The organism is Neisseria sp. P0021.S007, from assembly GCF_051956855.1.
Map to the genome: position 1 here is coordinate 245,944 of NZ_JBQCXA010000001.1, position 20,116 is coordinate 266,059.

General features: G+C 48.7%; 18 protein-coding genes. 12 read left to right on the plus strand and 6 right to left on the minus strand.

Features of this window, described 5'->3' with window-relative positions:
* The first annotated feature begins 7 nt into the window (after positions 1-7).
* From thrS to accD, 10 genes are all read left to right on the plus strand, one after another.
* Entirely contained in the window at positions 8-1,921 is a 1,914-nt protein-coding gene (gene thrS / locus ACTHUR_RS01150; protein WP_049335607.1) for a threonine--tRNA ligase, read from the plus strand.
* A 17-nt stretch (positions 1,922-1,938) separates the two neighbouring features.
* Positions 1,939-2,460, plus strand: coding sequence for a translation initiation factor IF-3 (infC, locus tag ACTHUR_RS01155; protein WP_079453677.1), 522 nt, complete (start codon positions 1,939-1,941; stop codon positions 2,458-2,460).
* 143 nt (positions 2,461-2,603) lie between these two features.
* The gene (rpmI, locus tag ACTHUR_RS01160) at positions 2,604-2,801 is read left to right on the plus strand and encodes a 50S ribosomal protein L35 (RefSeq protein WP_003675505.1); all 198 of its coding nucleotides are present in this window, start codon (positions 2,604-2,606) and stop codon (positions 2,799-2,801) included.
* A 12-nt stretch (positions 2,802-2,813) separates the two neighbouring features.
* Complete coding sequence (rplT, locus tag ACTHUR_RS01165; protein ID WP_003675502.1) at positions 2,814-3,173, plus strand: 50S ribosomal protein L20; 360 nt, start codon at positions 2,814-2,816, stop codon at positions 3,171-3,173.
* 248 nt (positions 3,174-3,421) lie between these two features.
* On the plus strand, positions 3,422-4,411 hold the full coding sequence (gene pheS, locus ACTHUR_RS01170) for a phenylalanine--tRNA ligase subunit alpha (protein WP_049335524.1): 990 nt from the start codon (positions 3,422-3,424) through the stop codon (positions 4,409-4,411).
* 103 nt (positions 4,412-4,514) lie between these two features.
* Positions 4,515-6,878: a phenylalanine--tRNA ligase subunit beta gene (gene pheT / locus ACTHUR_RS01175; RefSeq protein WP_049335526.1), complete on the plus strand. Its 2,364-nt coding sequence runs from the start codon at positions 4,515-4,517 to the stop codon at positions 6,876-6,878.
* Between the two features lie 114 nt (positions 6,879-6,992).
* On the plus strand, positions 6,993-7,295 hold the full coding sequence (locus ACTHUR_RS01180) for an integration host factor subunit alpha (protein ID WP_003680933.1): 303 nt from the start codon (positions 6,993-6,995) through the stop codon (positions 7,293-7,295).
* Positions 7,279-7,626: a hypothetical protein gene (locus ACTHUR_RS01185; RefSeq protein WP_004519475.1), complete on the plus strand. Its 348-nt coding sequence runs from the start codon at positions 7,279-7,281 to the stop codon at positions 7,624-7,626. Before ACTHUR_RS01180 ends, ACTHUR_RS01185 begins: the two co-directional genes overlap by 17 nt.
* A gap of 326 nt (positions 7,627-7,952) precedes the next feature.
* Positions 7,953-8,738 (plus strand): tryptophan synthase subunit alpha, encoded by a 786-nt coding sequence (gene trpA / locus ACTHUR_RS01190; RefSeq protein WP_440361136.1) that lies wholly within the window; start codon positions 7,953-7,955, stop codon positions 8,736-8,738.
* Between the two features lie 75 nt (positions 8,739-8,813).
* Positions 8,814-9,680, plus strand: a complete 867-nt coding sequence (gene accD, locus ACTHUR_RS01195) for an acetyl-CoA carboxylase, carboxyltransferase subunit beta (RefSeq protein ID WP_049331298.1) — start codon at positions 8,814-8,816, stop codon at positions 9,678-9,680.
* A 63-nt stretch (positions 9,681-9,743) separates the two neighbouring features.
* On the opposite strand, the gene ACTHUR_RS01200 is transcribed toward accD, so the two are convergent.
* From ACTHUR_RS01200 to ACTHUR_RS01225, 6 genes are all read right to left on the minus strand, one after another.
* Positions 9,744-10,190, minus strand: coding sequence for a GatB/YqeY domain-containing protein (locus ACTHUR_RS01200; RefSeq protein ID WP_049344106.1), 447 nt, complete (start codon positions 10,188-10,190; stop codon positions 9,744-9,746).
* 102 nt (positions 10,191-10,292) lie between these two features.
* Positions 10,293-10,505, minus strand: a complete 213-nt coding sequence (gene rpsU / locus ACTHUR_RS01205; protein ID WP_003680926.1) for a 30S ribosomal protein S21 — start codon at positions 10,503-10,505, stop codon at positions 10,293-10,295.
* 277 nt (positions 10,506-10,782) lie between these two features.
* Entirely contained in the window at positions 10,783-12,630 is a 1,848-nt protein-coding gene (locus ACTHUR_RS01210; RefSeq protein ID WP_440361135.1) for a transglycosylase SLT domain-containing protein, read from the minus strand.
* Between the two features lie 178 nt (positions 12,631-12,808).
* Positions 12,809-13,276, minus strand: coding sequence for an FxsA family protein (locus ACTHUR_RS01215; protein ID WP_049335533.1), 468 nt, complete (start codon positions 13,274-13,276; stop codon positions 12,809-12,811).
* 167 nt (positions 13,277-13,443) lie between these two features.
* The gene (locus tag ACTHUR_RS01220) at positions 13,444-14,961 is read right to left on the minus strand and encodes a polyamine aminopropyltransferase (RefSeq protein WP_293203795.1); all 1,518 of its coding nucleotides are present in this window, start codon (positions 14,959-14,961) and stop codon (positions 13,444-13,446) included.
* A 124-nt stretch (positions 14,962-15,085) separates the two neighbouring features.
* Entirely contained in the window at positions 15,086-16,159 is a 1,074-nt protein-coding gene (locus tag ACTHUR_RS01225; RefSeq protein WP_440361134.1) for a porin, read from the minus strand.
* A 327-nt stretch (positions 16,160-16,486) separates the two neighbouring features.
* Here ACTHUR_RS01225 and ACTHUR_RS01230 point away from each other — a divergent pair, with 327 nt between their 5' ends.
* The gene (locus tag ACTHUR_RS01230) at positions 16,487-18,106 is read left to right on the plus strand and encodes an ABC transporter substrate-binding protein (protein WP_004519485.1); all 1,620 of its coding nucleotides are present in this window, start codon (positions 16,487-16,489) and stop codon (positions 18,104-18,106) included.
* A gap of 75 nt (positions 18,107-18,181) precedes the next feature.
* Positions 18,182-19,978, plus strand: a complete 1,797-nt coding sequence (locus tag ACTHUR_RS01235; RefSeq protein ID WP_049335537.1) for an aminopeptidase P family protein — start codon at positions 18,182-18,184, stop codon at positions 19,976-19,978.
* Positions 19,979-20,116 lie beyond the last annotated feature (138 nt).

A 20,116-nucleotide genomic window follows, 5' to 3' on the forward strand; every position in this document is an offset into this window, starting at 1 on the left:
CTTTCTGATGTTGAACATTACCTTGCCGGACGGTTCGGTCCGCCAATATGAATCACCCGTTACCGTGGCGCAAATTGCAGCGTCTATCGGTGCAGGTCTGGCAAAGGCAACGGTAGCGGGCAAGGTTAACGGTAAATTGGTGGATGCTTGCGATCCGATTACCGAAGATGCCCACGTTCAAATCATTACGCCTAAAGACAAAGAAGGTGTGGAAATTATCCGCCACTCCTGCGCGCACTTGGTCGGTCATGCGGTCAAGCAGCTCTACCCTGATGCCAAAATGGTTATCGGCCCGGTCATTGAAGACGGATTCTATTACGATATCGCAACTGAAAAACCATTTACGCCTGATGATGTGGCCGCCATCGAAGCGCGCATGAAAGAGTTGATTGCACAAGACTATGACGTCATTAAAGTGATGACGCCCCGTGCAGAAACCATCAAAATTTTCCAAGATCGCGGCGAAGAGTACAAATTGCGTCTGATTGAAGACATGCCTGAAGTGGAAGCAATGGGTATGTATCATCATCAGGAATACGTCGATATGTGCCGCGGTCCTCACGTTCCCAATACCCGTTTCTTGAAAAACTTCAAGCTGACCAAACTGGCAGGCGCATACTGGCGCGGCGACAGCAATAATGAAATGTTGCAACGTATTTACGGTACGGCTTGGGCAAGTAAAGACGAATTGAAAGCCTATATCCAACGCATCGAGGAAGCAGAAAAACGCGACCACCGTAAGCTGGGTAAACAATTGGATTTGTTCCACCTGCAAGATGAAGCGCCGGGTATGGTGTTCTGGCATCCTAAAGGCTGGGCTTTGTGGCAGGTGATTGAGCAGCATATGCGCAAAGAGTTGAATGCTGCCGGTTATAAAGAGGTGAAAACGCCTCAGATTATGGATAAAACCTTCTGGGGAAAATCTGGCCACTGGGAAAACTATAAAGACAATATGTTTGTGACCAGTTCGGAAAAACGCGAATACGCGGTTAAGCCGATGAACTGTCCGGGTCATGTACAAATTTTTAATAACGGCCTGCGCTCATATCGCGATTTACCAATGCGTTTGGCTGAGTTTGGTTCTTGCCATCGTAATGAACCAAGCGGTGCGTTACATGGTCTGATGCGTGTTCGCGGTTTTGTGCAAGATGATGCGCATATCTTCTGTACCGAAGATCAAATCGTTGATGAAGCACGCGCATTCAATGAATTGCTGGTTCGCATTTACAAACAATTCGGCTTCCATGATGTTGCCGTGAAGCTGTCACTCCGCCCTGAACAACGTGCAGGTTCTGACGAAGTTTGGGATAAAGCCGAACAAGGTCTGCGTGATGCATTGACCGCTTGCGGCGTAGAGTGGGAAGAGCTGCCTGGCGAAGGCGCATTCTACGGTCCTAAGATTGAGTATCATGTTAAAGATGCTTTGGGTCGTTCTTGGCAGTGTGGTACCCTGCAGTTGGACTTCGTATTGCCGGAGCGTTTGAATGCCGAATATGTAACTGAAAACAACGACCGTGCGCGTCCTGTAATGTTGCACCGTGCTATTTTGGGTTCATTGGAGCGCTTCATCGGTATTCTGATTGAAAACCATGCAGGCTCATTCCCATTGTGGCTTGCGCCGGTTCAAATGGTGATTATGAATATCACCGAGAACCAAACAGATTATTGTCGCGAAGTGGCTGCCAAATTGCAGGCTGCAGGCTTCCGTGTCGAATTGGATTTGCGTAACGAAAAAATCGGTTACAAAATCCGTGACAACAGCCAATACCGTTTCCCTTATCAAATCGTTGTCGGCGATAAAGAGAAACAAGAAAACAAAGTTGCGGTACGCCGCAAAGCAGAAGACTTGGGTTCTTTGAATGTCGATGATTTTATTGCGCAATTGCAGCAAGAAATCACTGACGCCCTCGTCAATCATTAATTTTTATAGGAGTATTCATCATCGCTCAAGAACGCGAAGCACGAATCAATGGTGAAATTACCGCCAAAGAAGTGCGATTAATCAGTGAGTCAGGCGATCAGCTTGGTGTCGTTTCAGTTCGTGAAGCTCTGGCTATGGCCGAAGAGCAAGATGTCGATTTGGTAGAAATTTCCCCGACTGCCAAACCGCCCGTATGCAAACTGATGGATTACGGTAAATACAAATACCAACAAGCCAAGAAGCGCGACGAAGCCAAGAAAAACCAAAAGCAGGTACAAATCAAGGAAATTAAATTCCGTCCGGGTACTGATGAAGGCGACTATCAAATCAAGATGCGCAACATCAACCGCTTCCTTGCCGATGGTGACAAAGTCAAAGTGACATTGCGTTTCCGCGGTCGTGAGATGGCCCACCAACAATTGGGCGCCCAACTGCTTGAACGCGTAAAAGAAGAGTTGGCTGAAGTGGCACAAATCGAGTCCTTCCCTAAAATGGAAGGCCGCCAAATGGTGATGATGATTGCGCCTAAGAAGAAATAAAGCTATAATGCAAGGCTTATTTCGATTGCCGCTCGGAATAAGGTTTAATTAGCGGCAAAAACCGTGGTATTTTGGGTTCCAAGTGTTTGAAATTTTATTTCAAAACCCCTTATACCTTATCTAATAACGAATGGAGTTTTCCAATGCCTAAAATGAAAACCAAGTCTAGCGCGAAAAAACGCTTTAAAGTACTGGGTAACGGTGGTGTAAAACGCGGTCATGCGTTCAAAAGTCACATCCTGACCAAAAAAACCACTAAAACTAAACGTCAATTGCGCGGCACCGCTATGGTGGATTCACGCGATTTGGCTTCTGTTGCTAAAATGTTGCCCTACGCTTAAGGAGTTTAGAATATGCCACGCGTAAAACGCGGTGTTACCGCTCGTGCTCGTCACCAAAAAGTCTTCGCGTTAGCCAAAGGCTACCGCGGTCGTCGTAAAAACGTTTACCGTGTTGCCAAACAAGCGGTAATGAAAGCCGGTCAATACGCATACCGTGACCGTCGCCAACGCAAACGTCAATTCCGTCAACTGTGGATCGTTCGTATCAACGCAGGTGCCCGTGAAAATGGTCTGTCTTACAGCAAATTCATGAACGGCCTGAAACGCGCTGCTATCGAAATCGACCGCAAAGTATTGGCTGATTTGGCTGTATTCGACAAAGCTGCATTTGCACAATTGGTTGAAAAAGCTAAAGCTGCTTTGGCTGCTTAATTCGATAAGATTATTTAAAAAGGAAGCGTATGCTTCCTTTTTTCTTTTCTTAAAGAAATCCTATGTAGTTGATTTTCTTTCTTTAAACTCTATTTTTTTATACTAATTTGCGATAAAATAGGCCTCTCTTATCAAACGGATTGGCCGCAGTAAGACAAAAGGCCGTCTGAACGGGTTTGCAATCAAATCCAACAGACGGCTTTGTTGTTTCAGACGGCCTGCCATCAACAAACAGACGATAAACCACCATGGAAAATGTAAACCGTATCGTTGCAGAAGGTATTGCCGCTATTGAAGCCGCGCAAGACTTCAATGCCTTAGAACAAATTAAAGCACGCTATCTTGGTAAAACCGGCGAATTGACCGGACTTTTGAAAACTTTGGGTCAAATGTCTCCTGAAGAGCGTAAAACCATAGGCGCGCACATCAACGAATGTAAAAATCAGTTTCAGACGGCATTTAATAGCAAACGCGATGCCCTGAATGAAGCCAAGCTGCAAGCTCAATTGGCTGCAGAGGCCTTGGATATTACTTTGCCGGGCCGTGCACAAGAACATGGCGGTTTGCATCCAGTTACTTTGACTTTGCAACGTGTGGTTGAGCTGTTTCACGGTATGGGTTTTGAAGTGGCGGACGGCCCTGAAATCGAAGACGATTTCCATAATTTCCAAGCCTTGAATATTCCTGCAAATCACCCAGCGCGTGCGATGCAAGATACTTTCTATGTTGAAAATGGCGACGTTTTGCGCACACACACTTCGCCTATTCAAATCCGCTATATGCTCGACAAAAAAGAGCCACCTATCCGCATTATTGCTCCCGGCCGCGTTTACCGCGTGGACAGTGATGCCACTCACTCGCCTATGTTCCATCAGGCCGAAGGTTTGTGGGTAGAAGAGGGTGTGACTTTTGCCGACTTGAAAGCAGTGTTCACTGACTTTATCCGTCGCTTCTTTGAACGCGATGACCTGCAAGTACGTTTCCGTCCGTCTTTCTTCCCGTTCACCGAGCCTTCTGCCGAAATCGACATCATGGGCGAAAACGGCAAATGGTTGGAAGTCGGCGGTTGCGGTATGGTACATCCTAACGTGTTGAAAAACGTCGATATCGACCCTGAAAAATATACCGGTTTCGCTTTCGGTATCGGTCTCGACCGCTTTGCCATGTTGCGCTACAACGTCAATGACTTGCGTTTATTCTTCGATAACGATTTGAACTTTTTGAAGCAGTTTAAATAAATTTCAGATGGTCTTTTGATAGTCCGTCTGAAAAGTGAATAGATATTACTGATTTCGTCTGATAAAAATTTGTTTCAGACGGCCTGATAGTAGAGAAAATAATATGCAATTTCCTTATTCATGGCTGAGAACCCAAGCCAATCCTGATCTTTCTGCCGATAAACTGGAACATCTTTTGACCATGGCCGGTTTGGAAGTGGAAGAAATCGATACTGCTGCCCCTGCTTTCAGTGGCGTGGTTGTTGCCGAAGTAAAATCCGTTGAAAAACACCCTGATGCAGACCGTTTGAACGTTACCCAAGTTGATGCCGGTACGGGCGAGTTGGTTCAGATTGTTTGTGGTGCGCCGAATGTCAAGCCGGGCATTAAAGTGCCGTGTTCGTTGCCAGGTGCCGTTTTGCCGGGCAATTTCAAAATTAAGCCGACTAAAATGCGTGGTGTGCCATCAAACGGTATGCTGTGTTCGACCAATGAACTGGGTTTGCCTGATGACGGTGTAGACGGCCTGCACATTCTGCCTGAAGATGCGCCTGTCGGTACCAATATCCGTGAATACTTGGATTTGGACGATACGCTGTTTACATTGAAAATTACGCCTAACCGCGCTGATTGCTTGAGTGTTAAGGGTATTGCGCGTGAGGTTTCTGCGTTGACTCAATGTGCGTTTACGCCTGTTGAAATTCAGACGGCCTCTATCGACAGTGAGAAAAAACAGGCTGTCCGTATTGATACACCGGCCGATTGCGGTCGTTTTATCAGCCGCATTATTGAAAATGTCAATGCGAAAGCGGCTACACCCGATTGGATGAAACAACGTTTGGAACGCAGCGGTATCCGCAGCATTTCCGCATTGGTGGACATTGGCAACTATGTGATGCTGGAAATCGGTCAGCCTATGCATGTTTTCGATGCTGACAAGCTGTCAGGCAGCTTGATTGTCCGCCGTGCTCAAAATGGTGAGACTTTGGCGTGTCTGAATGAGAAGACGGTTACTTTGGCGGACAATACACTGGTGGTCGCTGATGAAAAAGGTGCGTTGAGCTTGGCCGGCTTGATGGGCGGCGAGGCAAGCGCGGTTTCTGATGAGACGCAAAATATTGTGTTGGAAGCTGCTTGGTTTGCCCCGGAGATTATTGCAGGTAAATCCCGTCAATACGGTTTTGGTTCGGATTCTTCTTTCCGTTTTGAGCGTGGTGTGGATTGCCGCTTGCAAGCTGATGCCATTGAGCGTGCTACCGAATTGGTGTTGCAGATTTGTGGTGGCGCAGCCGGTGAAATGGTTGAAGCACAAGGCAAATTGCCCGAGGCAAAACAGGTCGAATTGCGTTTAGGCCGTCTGAAAACGGTATTGGGCGTTGAAGTCCCTGCCGATCAAGTCGAAATTATCTTGCAACACTTGGGTTTGAAGCCTGAGAAAACTGCAGAAGGCTTCCGTGTCACTTCTCCTAGCTTCCGTTTCGACATCGAAATCGAAGCCGATTTGATTGAAGAAATCGGCCGCGTTTACGGTTATGAAAATATTCCCGACGACTATACTTCAGGCCGTCTGAAAATGTTGGCTTTGCCTGAAACCAAACGTCCGCGTTTTGCGGTTTATAATGAAATGGCGGCTCGCGGTTACCGCGAAGTGGTCAGCTATGCGTTTGTGGATGAGCAATGGGAGCAAGACTTTGCTGCCAATACCAATCCTATCCGCCTGCAAAATCCGTTGGCGGCGCAGTATGCCGTCATGCGTTCTACGCTTATCGGCGGTTTGGTGGAAGTTTTGCAAAACAATTTGAACCGCAAGCAAAACCGAGTACGCGTGTTTGAGATTGCCCGCGTGTTCAGCAAAGATTCGGCTGATCAATTTGTTCAAAACGAACGTATCGGCGGTTTGTGGTATGGCTCCGTGCTGCCTGAGCAATGGGGCGAGAAAACACGCAACGTGGATTTCTACGATATGAAAGCTGATGTTGAGAGCCTTTTGAAAAGCAAGGAAGTATCCTTTGTTAAGACCGAACATCCGGCATTGCATCCTGGACGTGCTGCTAATATTGTTTCAGACGGCCGAGTAGTTGGTTTTGTTGGCGAGTTGCATCCGAAATGGCTGCAAAAATATGATTTGCCACAAGCGCCGCTGGTATTTGAAATCGATATGGATGCGGTATTGGGTCGTGAGAAAACCCGTTATCAATCCGTATCCAAGTTCCAACCTGCACGCCGAGATTTGGCATTTGTAATGCCTGAAGCTGTGACGCATGATGATTTGTTAAATGTCCTGAAAGCGGCGGCGAACAAGCTGGTTCAAGAAATCAGTGTGTTTGACGTTTACCGCGGTACGGGCGTGCCTGAAGGCATGAAGAGCGTTGCCGTCAAAATCATTTTGCAAGATATGGAAAACACGTTGACAGATGAGGTCATCGAGCCTTTGGTTGCGAAAATGATTAAAGCGGCAGCCGAAAAAGACGCACAGCTTCGCGCTTAAAATAAGATAAAAGTTGTCGCTAAAAATCACTAATAATATTTGATTTTTTGGTGAGGACTTGATTTTTAAAAGAATTTTGGTAATAATTGCACCAGTTTGAATGAAGGTAAACACATGACACTAACTAAAGCAGAATTGGCTGATATTTTGGTCGACAAAGTCAGCAACGTCACCAAGAATGATGCCAAAGAAATCGTCGAGCTCTTTTTTGAAGAAATCCGCAGCACTTTGGCGCGTGGTGAAGAAATTAAAATTTCCGGTTTCGGCAATTTCCAATTGCGCGACAAACCTCAACGCCCTGGCCGTAACCCTAAAACAGGCGAAGAAGTGCCGATTACCGCACGCCGTGTGGTAACTTTCCATGCCAGCCAAAAACTCAAAGGCATGGTGGAGCATTACTATGACAAACAACAATAATCCGGTTATTCCTGCCAAGCGTTATTTTACGTTGGATGAAATGTGCCAATTGGTGCAAATCAGTCCGGCTCAGTTTGCCCAATGGCAACATGAAAATAATGTTGTGATTGGATACGGTGGCGATCGATATACGCGCTCAGATGTTGTTAAGTTGTTGAAACTGAAAGATACGTTTGAACCGTATATCGATACGTTCAGCCGTGGCGCTTTGGATGCAAACGGCAATCCTGCCGCCAATGCGGAAGAAGTCCGTCATGGTCTGACGCAAATTTTGTCTGATTTGGAGCGTCATCTAGGTTCTGAACAACAAAACCATCATGTTGAGCTGTAATCGATAGGGAAACTCTGATCAAAAGTGCGAAAGCATACAAAGATTTGCATAATTGATTCTAATAAAGGCTGTTTGAATGATTTTCAGACGGCCTTTATTGTTTTATATTGCTTTCAAAATATCAGAATCTTGATTGCAAATGATTCTATGAAATAGCCGTAAATGTTATACTTAGCCTCTTGTTTGCCGATTGGGAAGAAACAGTCATTAGATAATGCGGATAAATGCCGCTTTTTCATGGCAGACTGAGGTTTTTAAAACAAATGTAACGGCAGAATAAACAGGCTGCCGGACAACATTCAAATCGATGAAATGGATAGCAGAAAATGAGCAGAATCCAACAAACTTTCTCAGTGCTCAATGGCGCAAAAGCACTGATTCCTTATATTACAGTGGGTGATCCCAACCTTGAGACAACCTTGGCATTGATGTATAGCCTGGTGGCTAATGGTGCTGATATTTTGGAACTGGGTGTGCCGTTTTCTGACCCGATGGCGGATGGCCCGACTATTCAACGTGCGGCTGAAAGGGCGTTGGCAAATCATGTTTCTTTGCACGACGTATTGGAAACAGTACGCTTGTTCCGTCAAACCAATGATAAAACGCCGGTTGTCTTGATGGGCTATTTGAACCCTGTACATAAAATGGGCTATCAGGCGTTTGCGCAAGCGGCTGCCGACGCGGGCGTGGATGGCGTATTGACTGTGGATTCTCCGGTAGAAACCATTACCCCGCTGCATGACTCATTGAAAGCGCAAGGTATTGATTGTATTTTCCTTATTGCGCCAACAACGACTGAGGAGCGTATTCAAACGATTGCCAAAGTAGCCGGCGGTTTTGTGTATTATGTATCGCTCAAAGGCGTGACCGGTGCGGCAAGTTTGGATACTGAAGAAGTTTCGCGTAAAATAGAGCTTTTGCGCAAATACATCGATATTCCGATTGGTGTCGGCTTCGGCATCAATAATGCGGAGAGTGCGCGTAAGATTGGTGCGGTAGCGGATGCCGTTATTGTCGGCAGCCGTATCGTCAAAGAGATTGAAAGCCACGCAGGTAGCGAGGCCGAAGCAGTAGGCGCGTTGGTTAAAGAGTTGAAAGACGCGATTCGCTAAATTTTTCCATTCCATTGTTTCAGACGGCCTTACGTTCAACTGGCCGTCTGAATTCTGAATTCCAAGGAGTCATTCATGAGCTGGCTAGATAAAATTCTTCCTCCGAAAATTAAAAACCGAAGCAGTTCGTCCAGCGTCCCTGAAGGCCTGTGGCACAAATGTCCGTCTTGTTCGGCAACGGTTTATTCAACCGAGTTGAAGCAAAACAGCGAAGTCTGCCCGAAATGTAATCACCACAATCCGCTTTCTGCGCGCGAACGTTTGAATCTACTTTTGGATGAAGAAGGCCGTGAAGAGATTGCAGCCAATATTAAACCGACCGACCCGCTGAAATTCAAAGACAGCAAAAAATATCCCGACCGCCTCGCGGCTGCGCGTAAAGCAACCGGTGAAGACGATGCATTGGTTGTTATGAAAGGCACCATGAACGGCCTGCCTGTCGTAGTGGCTGCGTTTGAATTCCGTTTTATCGGCGGCTCTATGGGTTCGGTCGTGGGTGAGCGTTTCGTTCAGGGTGTACGTCGTGCCGTTGCAGATAATTGTTCGTTTATTTGCGTGGCGGCTTCCGGTGGTGCGCGTATGCAGGAAGGGATTAACTCTTTGATGCAGATGACGAAGACCAGCGCGGCTTTGCATTTGCTGACTGAAAAACGTCTGCCGTTTATTTCCGTATTGACTGACCCGACCATGGGCGGCGTGTCTGCCAGCTTTGCCTTCTTGGGTGATGTGGTTTTAGCAGAACCGAATGCGCTGATTGGTTTTGCCGGTCCGCGCGTTATCGAGCAGACTGTACGCGAAACCTTGCCGGAAGGTTTCCAACGTGCAGAATTCTTGTTGGAGAAGGGGGCAATCGACCAAATCGTCGATCGCCGTTCCATGAAAAAACGTATCAGCGATTTGATTACTTTGTTGCGTCATGAAGGTAAAGTAACTGCTGCTTGATTGGCACAATAAGAAAGGCCGTCTGAAAATAATATTTCAGACGGCCTTTTTGATTATTGAGGATTAAGCAGTCAATGCGGCTTTTAAAATCTTGTTGACTTCACCCATGTCGGCTTTGCCGGCCAGGCGGGTTTTCAATACGCCCATGACTTTGCCCATATCTGCCATGCCTGATGCACCGGTTTCTGCAATGACTGCTTCAACAACAGTCTTGATTTCTTCTGCAGACATCATTTGCGGCAGGTAGCAGTTGAGGATTTCGATTTCCGCGTTTTCTTTGTCAGCCAAATCTTGACGACCGGCTTCGGTGTAGATTTTGGCGCTGTCTTTGCGCTGTTTTACCATTTTGGTCAGGATAGAGATGACTTTTGCGTCATCGGCTTCAGTGCGCTCATCTACTTCAAATTGTTTGATGGCGGCATTAATCAGGCGGATGGTGCTTAAAGACACTTGGTCTTTGGCACGCATGGCGGTTTTCATGTCTTCGGTTAATTGTGTTTTTAGGCTCATAATGTTCTCACTTTATATCAATAAAAAAGTGCCGTCTGAAAAATAAAACACACCGCAAAGCTGCCCTTGCGGTGTGTCGTTTATCACAGGGCAGGCCTGTAATTAGTACATTTTAGGAGGCAGTTGTTGGCTGCGCAGACGTTTTTGCAGACGTTTGGCTGCAGCAGCTTTTTTGCGTTTGCGTTCGGTAGTTGGTTTTTCGTACGCTTCACGGGCGCGCAACTCGGTCAACAGACCGGTTTTTTCTACGGCACGTTTGAAACGACGCATGGCAACTTCAAATGGTTCATTCTCTTTAACACGAATAGCAGGCATTTTATTTCCTTTAAATTTTGTTCAATCAAACCGTTTTAAGAAATAGAGGACGGTTTGTCATAATGGGGTAGTTGTTGTATCGCTGGTTTGCCTAGGGCAGGGCGGGATACGCGCCGTGATGTAAACATCACCTCCTAACAAGTCGGCTTTTGCCGTGCAAGTGACCTTTTCGGTCAGAAACAATCGGGCGATTATCTTATAAACCCGATAGTCTGTCAAGGTTGTAGGCCGTCTGAATGTTGGATTCTGTCTCACTTTTCAGACGGCCTATCGGGTATTAATAGCGGCCGGGAACCGTACCCATACGTTGTTTCAACGAAGTCTGCGGTTCGTTGAACAATGACGCGTAATAAGTCGCGTTGGTCATGACTTTTTTCACGTAGTCACGGGTTTCGGTGAATGGGATGGTCTCGGCGTAGATGGCGCCTTCCAAAGGAGAAGAAGCCTGCCAGTTGCGGGCGCGGCCGGGGCCGGCGTTGTAGCCTGCGGTGGCCATCACTTCGTTATTTTGCAGGCGGCGTTTGGCATCTGCCATGTACCAAGTACCCATGCGGATATTGCCGTCCATGGTGTAGAGTTCGCTGCTGCTCATACCGATTTTGCCGGCGATTTCGCGGGCGGTTGCAGGCATGACCTGCATCAGGCCTTGTGCGCCGACGCTGGATTGTGCGCCCATGACAAAGCGGCTTTCTTGGCGAATCAAACCGTAAACCCATGCCGGGTCAACGCCTGCCTGTGCGGCATAGCGGACGGTCAGGTCTTTAAACGGAGAGAGATAGCGCAGTTTGTAGTTGAGTTTGTGGTCGGTACGGTCTGCGCTGTTGATTGCCATGTCGTAGAACTGGTTGTCAAAAGCGACTTGTGCGGCAGTCAGCAGATTGTCTTCGTTGAAGTCGCGGGTGGCAAAACGCCATTCCGCCTGCGCCTGACGGCGCATTTTGGAATCGCCGTTGCTTTGGCTGTTTTTAAACAGAACCAATGCGCGTTTGATGGCCCCGTCTTCACTCATGCGGCGGACGTCTCTGGAATCGGCATCGGAAACATTGTTGCGCGTATTGATGCGGTGGCCCAGTTCTTCACCTGCCATTACGGCGTAGAAATTGCGGCCGGAAGCGGCGGCTTTTTCGTACATTTCTTTGGCTTGGCTGCTTTTGCCTTGTGCGGCAAAGCTGCGGCCCAGCCAATATTGCCATGTCGGGTCTTTTTGCAGTTTTTCAGGCATATGCTGAATCACGCTTGCCAATTCGTCCCAACGTTGCAGGCGCAAGGCGGCGCGTGCGTACCATTCCAATTGTTCGTCGGTCAATTGCTTGCGGTCGGAAACGCGGCCGTAGTAGCTTAAAGCAGTCGGCATGTTTTGGCTTTGAGCATGGTAGTGGCCCAATACGCCCCATGCGAAGCTGCGTTGTTCGCGGCTGAGGCCGGATTCCATGTCGGACAGGGTGGCAGCGGCAGAAGCAGACTTGCGTGCATCTTTGCCGATTACGCTCAACAGGCTGTATTCGGTCGCACCTTGCGCGCTACCTTCAAAGGGGCTGCCCAATGCGGCGGCGAGGTTGCGTGCATCTGTGGTTTGACTGTTGCTCAACAAGCCACGCACGCGACGCCATGCGTCGTTGGTGTTCAGACGGCCTGAAGCTGCCGCGCTTTCAACCAAGCGGGTACAACCGGCAGGCAGTTTGCCGGTAACGCGAACCAGCTCGGCGGCTTTACTGTAATTGCCGCTGCTCAAATCGGCATAACATTGCACTTCTTGGGCGACGCCAGCGGCGTTCAATTTACTGAATTCTTGACGGAACAAATCCCATTGGCCGCGCGTGCCCAAGGTTTTCAGCCATTCGTTGCGGACGTTTTCAGCCATTGCGCTGTCGCTGGCTTGGGATAAAAATTGTTGTACCCAAGCATCGTCACCGCGTTTGGCGGCATCGATGGCGCTTTGGTATTGGCTGTAATCGGACAGGACTTTGGATTCGCTGTCGGTGCGGCGTGAAGGAATAGAAGTGGATTTAGGCTGAACGACGGTTTCGGTTTTCGAAGCAGTCGGTGTGTTTTGGGTGGCGCACGCCGATAAAACAGCGGCGGTAATCAAGCTGAGGGAGAGAGGGAAAAGACGTTGAACGTTCATTAGATACCGTGTCGTTTTTAGAATCAAAATAGTTGCTTATTTTAAATGATTTATGCGGAATAACCGAATTACAAACCGATATTTACATTTTCAAAGCCAGGAAATGACTAAAGCCGTCTGAAATATGAAACACTTTTGAGGTATTCCTAATTCAGACGGCCTGTTATGAAGGAAGTCGTCAATCGGGTTTGTGTTCGATATATTCTTGCGGTTTGTCGGCTTTGCTGGTGCGTGTAACCGTATATTCGCCTTCGATAATGTCTTCATCATCTTTGGCAGAGCTGTAAGTCTGGCGGCTTTGGAAAGACTGCGTAGAAGAAACGGCCGCGTTGCCTTTAAACGGAATCAGCAAGAGTAGGGCAACGGCGGTTGAAATAAAACCGGGGCTGAGCAGGAAAACCGCGGCAGCAGTATAGCGAATCGGCCACAGCATCTGATAGAGGGAAATGTTTTGGCCGCTGCGGACGGCTGCGCCAGCGAGTAAAAGGCCAGAGATGCCGGTATGGCGCAGCATAAAGATACCGCTGATAAAGCTGAGAGCCATCACAAACAGCGTCCAACCACCGCCAAGCCAGTCGGCAACCCAGACGATGGACATGATTTCCAAAAAGATTAAAACCAAAAAACCGATTCCAAAATACTGCATAAGTGTTTGTTCCTTCATTCAACGGATAGTGTCGATTGTGTTCTATCTAGATAAAGATAAACCTTATTTTTTCAAGCAAATGCTGTGTGAAAAAGGGTAAACGGGCGATGAGGCCGTCTGAACGGAGATAAAAAGAAGGTAGATGTTCCAGACGGCCTTTAGATATTTTATCGCATCACATTGTTCCAATCACTTTCAAAATAACTGACGAGAATTTGGTTGTTCAAATAATTTGCTTCCACCTTGCGCCTTGCCATATCGGGCGGAAAACGGAACATTTCAGCGACGGTCTGGGCATTGAGATAGCGGGTGGGTACGTCGAATTTTTGCGGAATGGGGAAGTTTTGGTCAAACCCTGCCAACACAAATCCCCATTCGCCAAAGGAAGGGACGTAAACATGATAGGGCGCGGTATTCAATTTGGCCGCTTCGAGGGTGGCAACGACCGACCAGTAGGCGTTAGGGGCGAAATAAGGCGAAGTCGATTGCACAACAATCTTGCCTTGCGGCTCAAGATGGCGGGCAACGAGGCGGTACATGGGGACGGAGTAGAGTTTGCCCAGCGAGAAATTGGATGGGTCGGGTAGGTCGATGATGATAACGTCGAATTTTTCAGACGACCCTTCCAGCCATTTGGCGGCATCGTCGTTGACGACGTGCATTTTGGGATGGGACAGCGAGCCTTGGTTGAGTGCGCTCAAGGTGGCGGAGGTTCTAAAAGTGGCGGTCATGTCGGGGTCGAGATCGACCAAAGTAACATTTTTGACCTGCGGATATTTCAAGACTTCGCGTGCCGCCAATCCGTCACCGCCGCCGAGAATCAGGACGCGTTCGGCATTGGGAACCATCTGCATGGCAGGCAGGACGAGTGCTTCATGGTAACGGGCTTCGTCGCGTGAGGAGAATTGCAGGTTGCCGTTGATATAGAGGCGGGTGTCGTCTTTCCAGCGGGTCACGACCAGCCGTTGGTAGGGCGAATGGCTTTGATAGACAACGGGATCGCCGAAATAGCTTTGTTCGGCTTTGAATGAGATGCGGTCGGCGTAGGCGAAGGCGGCGGCGAGGACGGACAAGACAATCAGCGCGCGCAGGCGGATGGCGCGGTAGCGGGGTAGCTCGGCTTTGAATACGCGCGCGGTCAGGTAGGCAACGGCGGCGTTGAGGATGCCGAACAAAAGGGCGGAACGCGCCATGCCGAGTTTGGGTGCGAGGAGGAGCGGGAAGAGCAGGGAAACGGCGAGTGCGCCCAAGTAGTCGAAGGTCAATACTTTGGAAACGAGTTCTTTAAATTCCGCACCTTTTTGGTTTAACACGCGCATGACCAAAGGAATTTCCATGCCGACAACCATGCCGACAATCAGTACAAAAGCGTAGAGCAGGGTGCGGAACGGGGCGGCGGATAAACCGAAGGCCACAAATAATGCCAGTGCGGAAATACCGCCGATGATGCCGACCAGAAGTTCGATTTCGATAAAGCGGTGCAACACGTCTTTATCTTTGATGTATTGGGTCAGGTGGGCACCGATACCCATTGAAAACAGATAAAGCCCGATGACGGAGGAAAACTGCAAAATACTGTCGCCCAAAAGATAGCTTGCGAGCGCGGCGATGATGAGCTCATAAGCGAGGCCGCAGCTGGCGACGATAAAAACGGAGATGATGAGGGTGCGGTGGGCGTTCATGATGACGTTTTTGTTGCTTGAGTGTGGGCAATGTAATGATTTTTAAGGTGGGCTGCAAGTTTAATTATAGGATGTAGAAAAGGCCGTCTGAACAAATTGTTTCAGACGGCCTTTAATCTGTCAGGCATTAATAGCGGTGTTTGAATACCATGCCCACGGCGTAAGAAGATTTTTTCGGCAAATCTTCTTCGTATTTCGGATTGACGTTTTCTTTCAACCAGCCGGCGCCGAGTGTGGCAGTTGTCCGTTTGGAGAAGCTGTAATCGGTGCTGACGGCGACGTGTTTGTAGTCTTCGCCGATAGAGCTTTTACCGTAGGCAAAGCCGATTTGAGGTTTGAAATTGCCGATTTTATATGAACCCGACACCATAAATTCTTTGGTGTTGTTGATTTCTTTGTCTTCGTGTTTTATTTTTATACTATTCTTCTCCTCCTCCCATGGCCCCCAGCAGCTAAAGCCGTCGCAAGTATTTTTGGCGTATTGGAACGCGGCATCGACGGAGATTTTGTCTTTGCTGTATCCGGCCATGAATGCGTGGGCTTGGAAGTCTTTGGTTTCGGTCGGAGAGTCGTTGGGTGCGTATTCGGCAGCGTAGTGCGCGTTAAAGCCGTTGTTGGGGTGGTAGTAGTCCACACCCCAGCCGAAGACCCAGTCACCGTCACGTTTTTTGTCCGGATTCCAGTTGTTGTTATTGCGCGCGGCATTGGAACCGGGGGAAACGTTGAATTTGAATTGGAAGCCGTTTTTCCAAGGCGACTCATAAGCCATGGAAACACGGCGTTGGCCGAAGCGGGAAATTTTGCCGAACTCCAAAATCGGGCTGTTGGTGTCGAACGGGTTCAGATAAATGCTGTTCATGGGCGTACTGATGTAGCCCATTTTGACGGTGCCGAGGTTTTTGTAGCTGTTGAGCGCGACGTATGAGTCGGCAGTACCCCAGCCGCCCCAGCGGTCGGAATCGAAGTAAATAAAGGAGCCAAGTTGCCATTTCAGCCATAAGTCGTTGTTGAGTCGTACTTCATCGGAGAGATAAAGACTGGAACTTTTATCGGAAATGGTTGTAGAGGTTACACTGGTTTTATTGTTGTGTTCGACCTCGGTCATGATGTAGATGGTGCCGCTCATTTTAGGTTCGGCGTGGGCGGCGCTTATGGAAGAGCCTATGAGGGCAGTGGCAATAAAGTAAGATAACTTCTTCATTTGATTCTCCTTTTTATGTCTTTTTCTTGCTTATGGCGAAAGAGTTCGGATAATCTTATTTGACAAATCATAAAAAATCAATACATTTGTAACTTATCGTAGGATAAATTGAAAAATAGTTTTCAGTTACGTATTTTTGTGTTAATTTGCCGACAATCTTAGACGGCTATTATTATTTCGATGGAATATGTGGTTTAAAACACTATTTTCATGGTTTGAAATAGATGATTTAACTATGCTGGAGAACTTCTAAATAAATGTAGTTGAGTGTAGTTTGAATAATTAGGCCGTCTGAAAAAGAAGAATACCCAAAAGAAGGAATGAAATATGGCCGGAAAAACCTATCCGCTGTTGGCTGCATCATTGGCTGCCGTATTCGCATTGTCGGCGTGCAGCCGCGATGTTAAGCCTGCTCCTGAGTTTAAACGTACCGATTATGAGCGCGTGGTGGTCAGCAACGGTGTTGAGCCGGGTACGCTGGATCCTCAAATGAGTGGCGATATGGCGGCCGGTGCGATTATCCGTCAGTTGATGGATGGTTTGGTCGGTACGGATGCCGAAGGTAAAACCATTCCTGCTTTGGCGGAAAAATGGGAGAGCGAGGGCGAGCGTATTTGGACCTTCCATCTGCGTGATGCCAAATGGAGCAATGGCGATCCGATTACCGCCGAAGATTTCGTGTACAGCTTTCGCCGTCTTGCCGATCCAGCCACCGGCGCACCTTTCGGCAGCTATTTGGTCGATGCCCAAGTGGAAAATGCGGAAGATATATTAAACGGCAAAGCCAAGCCTGAGACATTGGGTGTCAAGGCGTTGGACGCAAAAACCCTGCAATTTACGCTGATTGCGCCGGTACCTTATTTCCCCGATATGCTGATTCAGCAATTCACTTTCCCAGTTCATCGCGCCACTGTCGAAAAATACGGCAATAAGTGGACGCAGCCCGGTCATTATGTTTCCAGTGGCGCTTATCTGTTAACGGATTGGAAAGTCAACAGCCACATCAATATGGAACGTAATCCCAATTATTACGATAAAGACAAAGTGGCCATTCCAAAGGCGGTTTTTCTGTCAGGCAGCGGCGAGTACAACCGTTATCGCGCCAATGAAATTGATGTGACTTACGGCATTCCCAGCGATCAGGTCAAAGTGGCGGATATTGAGTTTCCAGGCCAAGTAAGACGCACGACTTCTTTGTGCAGCTGGTATTTGGAGCCGAACCACGAAGCGGCGCCGTTTAATGATCCGCGCGTCCGCAAGGCGCTCAATATGCTGACGCGCCGCGACATTGTCGTTAAAGTGGGCGGCCGCGGCGATACGCCTGCGTTCCAATTGACGCCGCCGCAAATGCAGGGCGTGATTCCCGTTTATCCTGAGTGGAAAGAGTGGACGCCTGAAAAACGCATCGAAACCGCGCGCAAACTGTTGAACGAAGCAGGCTACAACGATGACCATCCGCTTGAGTTCGATATTTTGTACAGCACCAGCGAAGCGTCCAAAAAACAAATTACTGCCGTGCAGTCGGTGTGGAAAGCCGCCATTCCGTTTATCCGTCCGACTTTGTCCAACGAGGAATGGAAAACTTATTTGGATACGCGCGCGCAAGGCAATTTCAAGGTTTCGTTCAGCGGCTGGTGTTCCGATTTCAACGATCCGGCGGGCATGCTCAATATCTTGAAATCCAACAACTCAAACAATGCATTCCGCTACAAAAGCGCGGCGTTTGATACATTTATGAACAATACGCTGAAAGATGGTGTCAGCAAGGAAGCGCGCAGCCAGCTCTATGCCGATGCGGAGAAGCAGCTTCAAGAAGACGCTGCACTGATTCCGCTGTATCATCAGGTTGAAGTGCGTATGGTCAAACCCGATATTATCGGCTATTCCGACAAAGACCCTTTGCGGAACTACACGGTCAAGAGCTGGTCGTTCGCACCGAAAAAATAGATTGATTATAGACAGTACAAGTTTTCAGACGGCCTTAATGACAGAGGCCGTCTGAAACAACAGGAGACATAACACATGAAATCTGTACAACAACGTTTGTCCGCTTTACACGAAGCCATGAAAAAACATGGCGTGGACGCGTTTGTCATTCCTTCCGCCGATCCACACCTTTCCGAATACCTGCCCGAGCATTGGCAGGCACGCCGCGATTTTTCCGGCTTTACCGGTTCGGCCGGCACTTTGGTGGTAACCGCCGATAAAGCAGGCGTGTGGACCGACAGCCGCTATTGGGAACAGGCTGGCCAACAGCTTGCGCCAAACGGCATCGAGCTGCAAAAAATGGGCGTTGATGCGCCTTATACCGAATGGTTGGCACAAAATCTGCCCGAGGGCGCCGTCGTCGGCGCGCCTGCCGATATGTTCGCACTCAGCGGCGAGCGCGGTTTGAAACAGGCACTTGCCGCCAAAAACATCCGCCTCGAATATCCTGAAACTTTGTTGGACGAAGTATGGGACGACCGTCCTGCATTGCCGACTCCGGAAATCTACGTTCACCATCCCGACTACGTTTCCGAAACTGCGGCCGAAAAACTGGCCCGTATCCGTACGGCCATGAAAGAGCAGGGCGCAGATGCACATTTGGTTTCTTCTTTGGATGACATTGCTTGGATTACCAATCTGCGCGGTGATGATGTGCCGTTCAACCCTGTGTTCTTGTCCCATCTGTTTATCAGTCAAGACAAAGCCGTATTGTTTACCGATGCAGGCCGTCTGAAAGCCGAATCTGCCGAAGCTTTGAAAGCGGCAGGTTTTGAAGTATTGCCTTATGCGCAAGCGGCGGACTATTTGGCAGGCGTTAAGGGCGCATTGCTGATTGATCCGAACAAAACCGCTGTCGGTACTTTGCGCCGCCTGCCTGAAGACGTCCGTTTGATTGAAGCCATCCACCCAAGTACATTCTTCAAATCAGTCAAATCCGATGCCGACATTACCCATATCCGCAATACCATGGCGGAAGACGGCGCGGCATTGTGCGGCTTCTTTGCCGAGTTTGAACAAATCTTGGCAGACGGCGGCGAATTGAGCGAGCTGGACATCGACGGCATGCTCTATAAACACCGCAGCCAACGTCCCGGCTTTATTTCGCCAAGTTTCGACACCATCGCCGGCTACAATGCCAATGCCGCCTTGCCTCATTACAGCGCGACACCGGAAAACAACAGCAAAATCAAAGGCGACGGTATGCTGCTGATTGACTCCGGCGGCCAATACTGGGGCGGTACGACCGACATCACGCGTGTGGTGCCTGTCGGCAATCCGAGTGCGGCCATGAAGCGCGATTACACTTTGGTGTTGAAAGCGCATATTTCTCTGGCGGAAACCATTTTCCCTGAAAACATCAAAGGCCCGATGATTGATGCCATCTGTCGTAAATCACTCTGGCAGGCGCAATGTGATTACGGTCACGGTACAGGTCATGGCGTGGGCTATTTCCTCAATGTGCATGAAGGTCCGCAAAGCATTGCCGTTGCCGCCGTGCCGCAACCGCATCACGCGATGAAGTCAGGCATGCTGACTTCCAACGAGCCGGGTCTTTACCGTCCGGGCAAATGGGGTATCCGTATCGAAAGCCTGGTAATCAACCGTCCGGTTGAAAACCCAGAGGAAACCGAGTTCGGCAAATTCCTGTATTTTGAGACCGTTACCCTCTGTCCAATCGATACGCGCCTGATCGATACCAAACTGATGACCGGCAGCGAAATCGAATGGCTGAACCAATATCACGCCGAAGTGCGCCGCCGTCTCGAGCCTTTGACAGAAGGCGCGGCCAAAGCATGGCTGATTGAACGCACCAAACCTTTGGCGCGTTAACGTGAAAGGCCGTCTGAAACGGCGGATACAAAGTTTCAGACGGCCTTATCACAACAATTATCTAAAAACTAAAAAACCTTACCCGACTCCGAATAAAAACAATAACCCGGTCGGAATAGAGAGAGAAACCGGCGCGGC